The organism is Streptomyces sp. MMG1533, from assembly GCF_001279775.1.
GTDB lineage: Bacteria > Actinomycetota > Actinomycetes > Streptomycetales > Streptomycetaceae > Streptomyces.
In genome coordinates, this window is record NZ_LGDG01000213.1 from 196323 (window position 1) to 208360 (window position 12038).

At 69.3% G+C, this 12038-nt stretch carries 8 protein-coding genes; 7 read left to right on the forward strand and 1 reads right to left on the reverse strand.

Going from position 1 to position 12038, the window contains the following annotated elements; translation table 11 throughout:
• The first annotated feature begins 518 nt into the window (after positions 1-518).
• The 3 genes from ADK57_RS21750 (at position 519) to ADK57_RS21760 (ending at position 3188) form a co-directional block, all read left to right on the forward strand.
• Positions 519-1520: a C-terminal binding protein gene (locus tag ADK57_RS21750; protein WP_053751169.1), complete on the forward strand. Its 1002-nt coding sequence runs from the start codon at positions 519-521 to the stop codon at positions 1518-1520.
• The gene (locus ADK57_RS21755; protein WP_053751170.1) at positions 1520-2584 is read left to right on the forward strand and encodes a phosphotransferase family protein; all 1065 of its coding nucleotides are present in this window, start codon (positions 1520-1522) and stop codon (positions 2582-2584) included. Before ADK57_RS21750 ends, ADK57_RS21755 begins: the two co-directional genes overlap by 1 nt.
• Before the next feature lie 73 nt (positions 2585-2657).
• Complete coding sequence (locus tag ADK57_RS21760) at positions 2658-3188, forward strand: cupin domain-containing protein (protein WP_053751171.1); 531 nt, start codon at positions 2658-2660, stop codon at positions 3186-3188.
• A gap of 269 nt (positions 3189-3457) precedes the next feature.
• Here the strand turns inward: ADK57_RS21760 and ADK57_RS21765 are convergent, their stop codons facing one another.
• Complete coding sequence (locus ADK57_RS21765) at positions 3458-4357, reverse strand: LysR family transcriptional regulator (protein ID WP_053751172.1); 900 nt, start codon at positions 4355-4357, stop codon at positions 3458-3460.
• Positions 4358-4535: 178 nt separating this feature from the next.
• Here ADK57_RS21765 and ADK57_RS21770 point away from each other — a divergent pair, with 178 nt between their 5' ends.
• The 4 genes from ADK57_RS21770 to ADK57_RS21785 all read left to right on the forward strand — a co-directional run bounded on the left by ADK57_RS21770 (position 4536) and on the right by ADK57_RS21785 (position 11992).
• Positions 4536-5708: an acyl-CoA dehydrogenase family protein gene (locus ADK57_RS21770; RefSeq protein WP_053751173.1), complete on the forward strand. Its 1173-nt coding sequence runs from the start codon at positions 4536-4538 to the stop codon at positions 5706-5708.
• A gap of 87 nt (positions 5709-5795) precedes the next feature.
• On the forward strand, positions 5796-6299 hold the full coding sequence (locus ADK57_RS21775; protein WP_053751174.1) for a flavin reductase family protein: 504 nt from the start codon (positions 5796-5798) through the stop codon (positions 6297-6299).
• Between the two features lie 394 nt (positions 6300-6693).
• A complete protein-coding gene (locus ADK57_RS21780; protein ID WP_053751175.1) occupies positions 6694-7320 on the forward strand; it encodes a glyoxalase in 627 nt (208 codons plus the stop codon).
• A gap of 1309 nt (positions 7321-8629) precedes the next feature.
• A complete protein-coding gene (locus ADK57_RS21785; protein WP_159050118.1) occupies positions 8630-11992 on the forward strand; it encodes a putative bifunctional diguanylate cyclase/phosphodiesterase in 3363 nt (1120 codons plus the stop codon).
• The last annotated feature ends 46 nt before the right edge of the window (positions 11993-12038 follow it).

Here is a 12038-nt window from a genome sequence, read left to right on the forward strand (position 1 = left end):
TCTTCGACAGCCGGACCCCGTGCGGACACCTATCGGTCACACGGTCGGCGCTGGCAGAAACCATGAGGGGGAAGTCTCCGGCGCGTCAAGATGTGAACACCGGATTTCTTCGGCGTTCCTTGATTTCTCGTGTTGACCGGGGTTCCTCGGCGCTGAGCGGGGCCTGCGGCGGGGGTGTCGGCGATCGGGTGCGCGTCGCACTCTTGACGTGTCGAAGACCCGGAATGCTATCGTTAGCATCACGTGGCTGTGACAAAGTGATTCGACGTGCCCCGACATCTCGTGACCCGTCCCAGGGGCATACTGCGGCGCCCGCACCGACCACAAGTCGGCGAGCGCCGGCGACACCGACCCGAGCCCAGCGACCCCCTCCCCCCCCCACCCGTGGCGGCCGACGGCCCAACCGGACATGCCGACGGCCGCCCCTCCGGGTGGGATCAGACCCGCTCATCGGATGCGACCGGGCGTGACACCCGGCCGTCCGCTGCGGCCGCACGATTCTGCGAGGACGACCTGCCATGAAACCACCGAGCCGCCCAGGCACCGTGCTGCTCACCGACTACGCCTGGCCCGACGACTCCGTCGAGCGATCGGTCATCGAGGAGGCGGGCCACACCCTGGTGACCGGCCCCGCCGATCCCGCCTCCGCCGAGGCGATCGAGGAACTGGTGGCCGAACACCGGCCCGCCGGGATCCTGACCTGCTGGGCCCCCGTCTCCGCCACCGCGATCGGCACGTCGCCGGATCTGCGGATCGTGGCCAGGCTCGGAGTCGGGCTCGACAACATCGCCGTGGACGCCGCCACCGAGCGCGGTGTGTGGGTCACCAACGTGCCGGACTACTGCGTCGAGGAAGTCTCCGACCACGCCGTGGGCATGGTGCTGGCCTGGACGCGGGGCCTGGCCGTGTCCGACCGGGAGGTCCGCGCGGGCCGTTGGGACCCCGCCGGCGCCCGGCTGCGCCGACTGTCGACGCTGACCTGCGGCGTCGTCGGATACGGGCGCATCGGACGCGCCACCGTGCGCAAGCTCGGCGCGTTCGGCTGCCGGATCCTGGCCCACGACCCGTACCCGCCGAAGGACGCCCCCGGAGTGGAGATGGTGGGCCTGGAGGAACTGCTGCGCCGCAGCGACGTGGTGATCCTCCACGTGCCGCTCACACCTGACACGCACCACATCATCGGCGCCGAGCAGCTGGAGCAGATGGCACCGGGCGGTCTGCTGGTCAACGTCAGCCGGGGCGGCCTGGTGGACACCGACGCGGTCGTCAAGGCGCTGGACAGCGGGCACCTGGACGGAGCCGCCTTCGACGTACTGGAGACCGAACCGCACGTCCCCGCCGGGCTGCTGGACCAGCCGGGAGCTCTCCTCACCCCGCACATCGCCTTCTCCTCCGACGCCTCGGTCACGGAACTGCGCCGCCGGGCCGCCGAGGAGGTCGTACGGATCCTGGCGGGCGAGGCGCCGGCCCACGCGTGCAACAGCCCTCTCAGTCCGAGCACCGGGTCGGGTGACCGGTGATGAGCCCGACCTCCGCACAGGTGAGCCCGGGCCCCGTGCCCGACACCGCGCTGGCCGACTTCCTGACCGCCCACGAGCTCGCCGGACCCGGCGAAGCCGCACGCTGGACGCCGCTGACCGGCGGTGTCTCGTCCGACCTGTGGCGAGTGGACCTGCCGGGACGCTCCCTCTGCGTCAAACGCGCCCTGGCCAAACTGAAGGTCGCCGCCGACTGGCAGGCACCGGTGTCGCGCAACGCCTACGAATGGGCGTGGATGCGGTTCGCGTCCCGGCACCGCCCGGACAGTGTGCCCGAACTGCTCGCACACGACCCCGAAGCCGGGCTCTTCGCGATGGCGTTCCTGCCCCCGGAGCACTACCCCATGTGGAAGGCGCAGTTGCTGCACGGCGAGGTGCGGGTGACGACCGCGGCGGCCGTCGGAGAGCTGCTCGGCACCCTGCACGCGGCGAGCGCCGGCGACGCCGCCCTCGCCGCGGAGTTCGCGACGGACGACAACTTCCACGCGCTGCGCATCGAGCCGTACCTGTTGGCCACCGCTGCCGCGCACCCCGGTCTGAGCGACATCCTCCAGGGCCTCGCCGACCGCACGGCCACGACGCACCTGGCCCTGGTGCACGGCGACGTCAGTCCCAAGAACATCCTCGTCGGACCGTCCGGGCCCGTGCTGCTGGACGCCGAGTGCGCCTGGTACGGCGACCCGGCCTTCGACCTCGCCTTCTGCGTCAACCACCTGCTCCTCAAGAGCCTGGTGGTGCCCGGAGGCCGCGCGGATCTCCTGCGGTCCGCCCGAGTGCTGGCCGAGGAGTACGTGCGGTGCGTCGACTGGGAGCCCCGGTCCGCGCTTGAGGCGCGGGCCGCTTCACTGCTGCCGGCGCTGCTGCTCGCGCGGGTGGACGGCAAGTCCCCGGTGGAGTACCTCACGGACGACCGGCACCGGCTGTTCGTACGCACAGCGGCATCGGCCCTGCTCAGGGCACCCGCCCCCACCGTGGCGGACGTCCTGGACGCCTGGGCGACCGAGCTCGGGCCCTCGACCGGGGCCGGCAACGGCCGATCCGACTGACCCCACGGATTCGACGGGTCCGGCGGCCCTGGCGGATCCCACGGACCCGACTGACGCGATTGAGGAGAGACACATGCGCAGAGTCGTCACCGGCCATGACGAGAACGGCAGGTCGGTCGTCGTCAGCGACGGTCCCGTCCCGCGCAGCCGGGAGTTCACCAGCCTGCCGGGCTGGGTGTCCCGCCTGCCGTGGGCCACCGAACCGGGCGAACCGGTCGGCCGGACCGGGGAGGACCCCACGCCGAAGGTCACCAGCCTGCTGCCGATGCCCGGCGGCACGCGCTTCATCGTGCTGACCTTCCCGCCGGACACCGCGATGGCCGACCCGGCGTTCGACCCCGTCGCCTTCGACCAGGAGCAGCGGGCCGACTCTCCCGGCATCGCGGACCTCATGGAGCCCGACGGCATGCACACCACGCCGACCGTGGACTACGGCATCGTGCTGCAGGGCGAGATCGTCCTCGAACTCGACGACGGCCGGTGCACCCACCTCTCGGCAGGGGACATCGTGATCCAGAACGGCACCCGCCACGGCTGGCGCAATCGCAGCGACCAACCGGTCACGATGGCCTTCGTCCTCGTCGGCGCGGAACGCGACGGCTGACGAGGCCGTCGGCTCACCGTCCCGGGCTCCGTGGTTCCGCCGTCGGGGGAACAGGGTTGCCGTCATACGGAGCCCCGTGGCTGCTCACCTCGTTACCGCAGGCGACGGCCGATGCTCTGCCTCTCGCGGTCCGCTCACCGGCAGCGGGCGGCGACCGAGGGGCATCACCGCCGCTGCCAGGGACGCGGTGTCGGGCTGGTGCGGGGTGCGGGGTGCGGGGCCGGTGCACGGTGCGTACGAGTCATCCGGGGTCGAACGCACAACGGCCGTCAGCCGGTTGTCCGCGCAGTGTCCGGACCGGCGAGCGTGTCCTTGGCGTACTGGAGGAAGGCACGCGCCCGGTGAGTGGGGGTGACGTGTGCCGCGTGGGCGATCACGAGCTCGACCTCGTCCAGTGGGTCACTGAGGGGCACGGATGCCAGGGGGAGCCCCTCGACACTGGTGTCGGTCGGCCAGGACTGGATCAGCGTGGCGAAGCCGAGACCGCGGGCGACCATGCTGCGGACCGCCTCGATGCTCGAGGTCCGGTAGCGGATGTTCGGTTGTGCACCCGCGAGGGAGAACCAGTGGTCCGCGTTCTGCTGGGCCGGCGGCTCGGAGTAGATGATCAGTGGTTCGTCCGCGAGTTCGGCGAGTGAGACGGCCTTGCGCTCTGCCATCGGATGACCGGCGGCCACGATGACATACGGACGGCTGGAGCGCAGCGTCGTGCAGGACAGACCGGGCTGGGTGTCGAACGCGTACAACAGGGCCAGGTCGCATGCGCCTTGGAGCAGGGCCTGTCGCATCTCGTCCTGCTGACCCTCGATCAGTTCGAGGTTGACCGCCGGGTGGACCTGCCTGAACCCGTCCACCAGGGGCGGGACGAGAAACGGGGTCAGAGCGGCGTAGCAGCCGATCGTCAGGCGGCCGGCCAGCCGGCCCTCCTCCGCCTGGGCGCTCGCCCTGAGTTCGTCGGCTTGCGCCAGCATCGCTTGGGCGCGCTCCAGGATCCGGCTGCCGGCCTCCGTGAGGAAGACTCCCTTCGCCCGGCGTCTTACCAGCAGTTGGACCCCGAGGTGGCGCTCCAGATCGGCGATCGCCGTGGAGATGCTCGCCTGGGAGGCATGGCACCGCACCGCCGCCGCACTCATGGAGCCCGTGTCCGCCACCGCGACGAAGTATTCCAATTGGCGTAGGGAAAAATTGGCCGCCACTTCGCTCCTGCTGTCATGGGAACCCTGATAAGCCTTATAGGAAAGTTCTGGTTTTCCTGGCCGTAACGCGGATGTCATCCTAAGCCGCAGTCACCTTCTGAAAAAGACTCGGTTGACGACCACCCCCGCACATTCAGCTAGGAGCCCCTTCATGGCCACGCTTCTTGACCCCGCTCAATCCCAGGACCGTCGAACCGGCGACAGTGTGCTCGGCCGGGTCCGCGCACTCCTTCCCGAGATCGCGGCACGTTCTGCCGAAGGCGAGAATGCACGAGCTGTCCCGGCGGATCTCATCGCCGCCCTGCGCGAGGCAGGCGTATTCCGGATGGCCCTGCCCAGGGTGTGGGGCGGAGAGCAGCTCGGGCTGCTGGAGGGTGCCCGGGTGGTGCGGGAGATCGCACGGGCCGACGGCTCGACGGGCTGGACTGTTCAGGCCGCTTCGATGGCCTGGTTCTTCGTACGGTCACTGCCCCGGGAGACGCTGGAGAACGAGGTGTTCGCGGACGGAGCCGACCTGATGCTCCGTGGAGCCGTGGCTCCGAAGGGGCTGGCGACCCCGGTGAAGGGCGGCTATCGGCTCAGTGGTCGCTGGCCGCTCGCGAGCGGTCCGTTCACCCCGGACTGGATGCTCGGAGGATTTCTGGTCGAAGGGGCGCCTCCGCTGCCGGACGGCCGCCCGGACATGCGGGTCGCGCTGCTGCGGCCCGAGCAGGTCACGTTCCTCGACACGTGGGACGCGGTCGGCCTGCGTGCCACGCAGAGCACCGACTTCACGATGGACGACATCTTCGTGCCGGAACATCACACGGGACCGATGTTCGGCGACAACAACATCCCCGCTCCCCTCTACGACCTGCCGTACTCCCCGACGGGGGCCTCACACGACGCCGTCGTCCTCGGCGCACTGGAGGGTGCTCTCGCCGATCTCTCCGCACTCGCCGCCACCAAGCGGCCCGCGTTCAACCCCAAGGCGCTGCTCGGTGAAGACCCGGTGTTCCAGGAGAGGTTCGCGGAACTGCACGTGCGTACAGCCGCCCTGGCGGCCCTGTCGGAACACACCGGACGCCTCGTCATGGACCGCGCCCTCGCGGGAGAGGCGCCCACCCCGGCCGAGTGGTTCACCTACACCGGCAGCACCCAGCACATCCATCACGACGGCATCCGGATCCTCAACGAAATCATGACCCTCTCGGGCAGCGCGGGCCTCTACAGCACCAGCTCACTTCAGCGCCGTTGGCGCGATGTCCGCTGTGTTTCCCAGCACGTGGTCGGCAACAACGGCGCGATACGGCAGCTGGGCGCGGTCCTCTCGGGGCGGAACTGACACTTGCCGCTGTCGGTGCTCTCGAAGTGCCGCTCTCAACCATCTGAGCCCGCGCCAGAAACCCTTTCACCATCTCGGGAGAAAGCAATGAATACGCCATTCACCCCCGATCCGCGAACCAATCCCGTTCTGCTGCGTCAGGCTTTCGGCTGCTTTCCGTCCGGGGTGACAGCCGTGTGTGCACTCGACTCCGGCAGCCCGGTGGGCATGGCGGCGAGCACGTTCACCCCGGTATCCCTGTCACCCGCGCTGATATCGGTCTGCGTGCAGGACACCTCGGCGACCTGGCCCAGACTGCGTCAGCGAAGCCGAGTGGGTGTGAGCGTGCTCGCCGAGGGGCAGGACGCGATCTGCCGGTCGCTGGCCGGCAAGGCCGACGACCGGTTCGCGAACGTCGACTGGGATGCCGACGAGGAGGGCGGCGTCTACATCCACGGCGCGAGTCTCTGGCTGAACTGCTCACTGCACGCCGAACTTCCCGGAGGCGACCACACGATCGTGCTCCTCGAAATCCAAGGTCTGAAGGCCGAACCCGAGCGGGAACCCCTGGTGTTCCACAACAGCCGGTTCCGACGCCTGGCCATCTTGTAGACAGGTGCGGCCGCTCGCAATCGCGATGGCTGCATGCTCCCCGTTGCCCTGAGAACTCACCCGCGGCGATCCAACTCGCCGCGGGTGAACGCCTTTGGAGCGTGTCCTACGACGGTGAGGCGGACGAGCCGCTTGGGGGAGCAGACGGCGGCAGCAACTCCGAGAACGGTCAGGTAATCGCGCTGTCGAGCCGTTTTTGGGCACCGGCCGAGGGCCGAGTGGCGACCATCCGCACCGCCGGCCGCGACCAAGGTCGATGAGACCTGAGTCAGGGAGTTCGCCCGGCTCGGCCGCCGCACGCGCCCGCCCCGGGGTGCTCCAGACCGTGATCTCGTCGTCGTTCTGGTCAGGATTCGAGAAGCGCAGGTTCCCGAGCCGACCTAGCGTCGACGTCATGACTTCCATCGATTCCGTCACGCTCGAGGTGGCCGACCCCGCCGCCGCCGGCCATTTCTACACCGCCGCTTTCGGCCTGGGCGGTCAGGTACGCCTGCGGGCCTCGGAGGCACCGGCAACCGGATTCCGCGGGTTCACGCTCTCGCTCGTGGTGTCCCAGCCGGCCGACGTCAACGCCCTCGTCGACGCCGCCGTGGACGCCGGCGCCGCGACGCTGAAGCCCGCCACCAAGTCGCTCTGGGGCTACGGAGGGGTAGTGCAGGCCCCGGACGGGACGATCTGGCAGGTCGCATCGTCGTCGAAGAAGGACACCGGCCCGGCAGGCCGGCAGATCGACGAGATCGTGCTCCTGCTCGGCGTCGAGGACGTGAAGGTCAGCAAGCAGTTCTACGTCGATCACGGCCTCGCCGTGGCGAAGGGCTTCGGCAGCAAGTACGTCGAGTTCGCCACCGGGTCGGGTCCGGTCAAGCTGGCGCTGTACAAGCGCCGGGGCCTGGCCAAGCTCGTCGGCGTCTCTCCCGACGGCACCGGATCGCACCGGCTCACGATCGACAGCGATGCCGGGACCTTCACCGACCCGGACGGGTTCGCCTGGGCGGTCTCGGCCGCGGCCGAGACCGCGTAGCCGTGCTCGTCGTACTCGGCGGCGAGGACGCGGCTGTCGTGTGCGATGAGGAAGTCGGCGGGAAAGCCGAGCCGACCGCGTTGGGGGCTGGTCGCGGGCAGGCGCTCCCGCCCGCGGCCAACCTCCCGTGCGCCGCTGAGGACCGCCCGGACGATCGGTCTCCAAGCTCGCGGGCTGAACAGGGCGCGGGGCGACCGTTCCACACCGAACTCCGCGTACAGCCGCCTGGTGGGGGAGGCGACGACGGCGGACGGGGGATCGGTCGTGTGGGGCAACAGTTCCTCGGCTGGCGAGTGGAAGACCGCGCCCTCGCGTACACCGGCGGCCTCGATCCGAGGGCGGGAACGGCGACCTGGTCGCTGGAGACAGCGGTGAGATTGCGCTCGTTCACGGTGGAACCGGGCTCCACCGGACTAGGGGACAGGCGCTTGGACGTCCCCTTCTGCTGCCGATCGTCATGCCCCGCCGGGCGCGGGTAGTCGAACGCCTCCCGCAGGATGTACACCACCCGCTCGTTGGGGGAAAGACGCTAGGCGCTGTCCTTCACGGCTGTACCTGAACCACCCCGGGAACGAGGCGAGGGGCTGCGGCGGAGCGGCGTCGCCGGCCGTGCAGTTCGCGATGGGCGGCGACCGCCCCGGATGCAGAGGGACGGCGCCCGTGGAGATCAGGCCGCGGGCGTCGAGGAACTGGGTGCCGAGGGCCGGGGCGTGGACCAGGCGGGTGGCCCGGCGAACCAGGGCGTGGGTGAGGGCGGCGGCGACGGTGGCAGGGAGGCCGGGGCGGCAGAGCAGAAGGCCGGCGACGCCGATGATGGGACTTCGGGGGGCTCCCGGTACACCCGGCCGGCACCGGCACCGTCACCGCCTCCAGACCCGATCCTGCCGGGCCGAGGCCGGCGCGCAGCCCGGCTCGTCGACGCGGCGCTGCGCAACCGGACCCTTCCCCACCCTGCCCACGCGTACTCGGCACACCCCAGGCCCTGAGCGGCCGTCAGCGGTGCCGGTTCGAGGCCACGATGGACAACCTCGGCGACAACCGAGCGACTGGCGGCCGGTAACGCCGGACACGTCGAGTTCGCAGGTCCCGCGGTAATCGGAGAGCATGGGACTCCACGCTCCGTCAGGAGCCCATCGTCGGGGCGGGGGATCCGGTCCGGTTTCCGCGACCTTCATTTTCACGCATGCCGCGGTATCTCGCGAGGCGACGCGGTATTTCTCCGTGCGCGTGCGGGAAATGGCAATCCCGGTAAGCTGGACGGAGGACACGTCGATGTCTCGGTGTAGAAGTAGCCCGCATAACGGCGACCGTGTATACCGGAGGCCGTGTATACCGGAAATCGTGTTCACAGGCGACCAAGGCCGAGTCCCGGCCCGGGGCCCGGAGAGTTCTCCTTTGTCGGCCCGATCCCACGGGCTTCTCCGCCGCCACCCGGTGCTGTTCTCCCAGCTCGGCTAGCCTGACAAGTGGCCCTCTCTGGAGGTTAGTTGGGATGAACGCGCGACTGCGAAGCCAAGCTGTGATGGCCGCCGTCAGCTCATGCATTGTCGTGCTGACCGCGTTCTACTACATATTTCCGGAGCAGCGGCTGCTCTTCGTCGCCATTGGAGCGACCGGCGTCATCGGTATCGTCCTGGGTGTCTTTCTCAACCGCCCGGCGCATCGACTCCCGTGGCTGTTGCTCGCCGCGGGAAACTTTGCCTTCTGCGCAGGCCAGGCCACCCAGATCATCCTCATCCAGTTGCTCCACGAGGAGATCCCATTCCCGTCGATCGCCGACGGCTTCTATCTCGCGGCATATCCGCTCTATGCGGCCGGGCTGCTGGGCTTCGTGCACTGGCGCACGAGTTGGCGCGACCGGGCGAGCCTCGTCGACGCGCTGACGCTGACAGTCGGCCTGGCGCTGCTGTCGTGGCTCTTCCTCATCGATCCGTACGCCCGCGTCGAGGGTCTCACCTGGGTGCAGAAGGCGTTCGCCATCGCCTATCCGCTCGGCGACATCCTCGTATTGGCGATGCTGCTGCGGCTGCTCGTCGGCCGCGGCGGCAAGAGCCGCTCGCTCATGCTGCTCACCGCGGGCACCCTCGGCCTGCTCACCGCCGACGTGCTCTACGGCCTGATCCAGCTGAACGGGACGTGGCGCACGGGTAGCGCGGTCGAACTCGGCTGGGCCGTCCTGTACGGCGCCTGGGCGGCCGCCGCGCTCCATCCGTCCATGCGCTTGCTGACGCAGCCGGTGCCATGGCGAGCCGAGACCGGCACGGGCCGGCTGAGCCTGCTCACCCTGGCGTCGCTGATCGCGCCGGCCATCCTCCTGACGGAGGCGGTGCGCGGCGTGAGGTCCAACGTCGGCGTCATCGGGGTCTTCTCCGCGGTGCTCTTCCTCCTCGTGCTCTACCGCCTGGCGGGCGTGGTGGCGACCCACCGGCAGGCGGTCGGCCGGGAGAAGGTGCTGCGCAACGCGGTGTCGTCGCTGGGCGGAGCGGGTGATCTGCGGGATGTGGCCGCCGCCGTCCACTCCGCGGTGACGGAGCTGCTGTCGCACGGCCCGCCGCGTTCCGCGCTGCTCACCCTGCCGGACAACACCCTCTGGGTGAACGGGGCGCACGGCGCCCTGCGCGGGCCCCTGGCCGCGCGGGCGACCGCAGCCGTACGGGAACTGATCGCGTCCGGCGAGAACCGCCTGGTGACTCTCGACGGCGTGGGGCCCGATCTTGCCGCTCACCTCACGGGCTCGGACGACGAGCCGACCCGCACCGGCCACGCGCTGGTCTGCCCGCTCGCCGCGCAGGATCACCCCTCGGGCGATCCGCTGATCGGGGTGCTGATCGTGGCCGGGGAGGAGCACGACCTGCTCGTGCTCCGCGACACGCTGGCGACTCTCGCCGCACAGGCAGCACTTGCCGCGGCGCGGGTCACCCTCGCGCAGGAGGTCAACCGGCGCAACAGCGAGATGTATTTCCGCACGCTGGTGCAGAACGCCTCCGACGTCATCCTGATCCTCGACGACGACGACCGGGTCCGTTACGCCAGTCCCTCCGCCGACCAGGTGCTCGGCATTCCGGATCTGGAGGGCACCCTCCTCGTCGATCTGGTGCCACCGCAGGACAGCCGCGCGGTGGTCGAGAAGCTCGGCCGGATACGGAGCCGCGAGCCCCAGACCAGGCGCGAGCACTGGCGCATGATCCGCGCCGACCGGTCGTCCATCGAGGTCGAGCTGAGGTGGAGCGACCTGCGGGAGGAGGCGACCGTCGGTGGAGTGGTGCTCACCTTGCGGGACGTGACCGAACAGCGCAAACTCGAACGCGAACTCACCCACCAGGCGTTCCATGACTCGCTCACCAACCTGGCCAACCGCGTGCTCTTCCAGGACCGGGTCACCCACGCCCTGGCGCAGGCTCAGCGCGACGGCACGGTGGTCGGCGTGCTCTTCGTCGACGTGGACGACTTCAAGGTCGTCAACGACATGCACGGCCACGGTGTGGGCGACGAACTCCTGGTCGCGCTGTCACTGCGACTGCAGACCACCGTCCGTGCCTCCGACACCGCCGCGCGCATCGGCGGTGACGAGTTCGCACTGCTGGTCGAGGGCTCAGCCACGATAGAGGGCGTGGAGCGGTTCACCGAACACGTGATGACGGTGTTCGCGGAACCGTTCCGGCTCAGTGTGGGGCCGATGAGCACGTACGCCAGCATCGGCGTCGCGACGACGGAAGACAGCATCGACTCGGTCGAACTGCTGACACACGCCGATCTCGCGCTGTACTCGGCGAAGACGGCGGGCAAGCGCCAGTGGCGCCGCTACCACTCGGAACTGCAGAGCGGCATGGCCGAGCGTGCCAATTTGCAGGAGGCCCTGGACAGTTCGTCGATCGAGACTTCGTTCCTGGTGCTTTACCAGCCCATTGTGGAGCTGGCCAGTGGTCAGATCGCCGGCTTCGAGGCGCTCGTTCGCTGGCCCCACTCCACGCGCGGCATGGTGCTTCCGGAGCAGTTCATCACGCTGGCCGAGGAGAGCGGGCAGATCGTCCCGCTCGGCGCCTGGGTGCTTGACCAGGCCGCGGCCGAGGCGGTCCGGTGGAAGGACTCCGTGCTGCGCGGCGGGACGGCCGACCGCAACGCGCCTTATATCAGCGTGAACGTGTCGCCGCGTCAGTTCCGGGACGAGGAGTTCTACAACGTGGTCCGGCGTGCCCTGGATCTCTCCGGCATCGAACCGTCGTCTCTCGTACTGGAACTGACCGAGAGTGTGCTGATGTACAACGACGAACGTATCCTCGCTGAGATGAATTCGCTCACAGACCTGGGTATCCGTATCGCGATTGACGATTTCGGAACGGGATACTCGTCGCTGAGCTATCTGCGTGAGTTCCCCATCTCGATACTCAAGATCGACAAGTCGTTTGTCGACGAGCTGGGGCGCTCGCCGGAACAGTACGCTCTTGTCGAGGGCATCGCGCATCTCGCGGACACGCTCGGCCTCACGGTGATCGCCGAAGGGGTGGAGAACGTGAGGCAGCAGGAATTGCTGATCTCCATGGGCTGCCGACTCGCTCAGGGGTACCTCTTCGCCGAACCGGTCAGCGCCGAGGAGGCGGAGCAACTCGTCCTCGCGCCGCCGCTCGGCCGCCTGGCCGGATTGCCTGTGAGGCCCGCGGAAGGGGAGCGGTGATGGCGGCGGACCTTTCCCGCTAGGGGTGCAGATCGTGCTCCGCAGG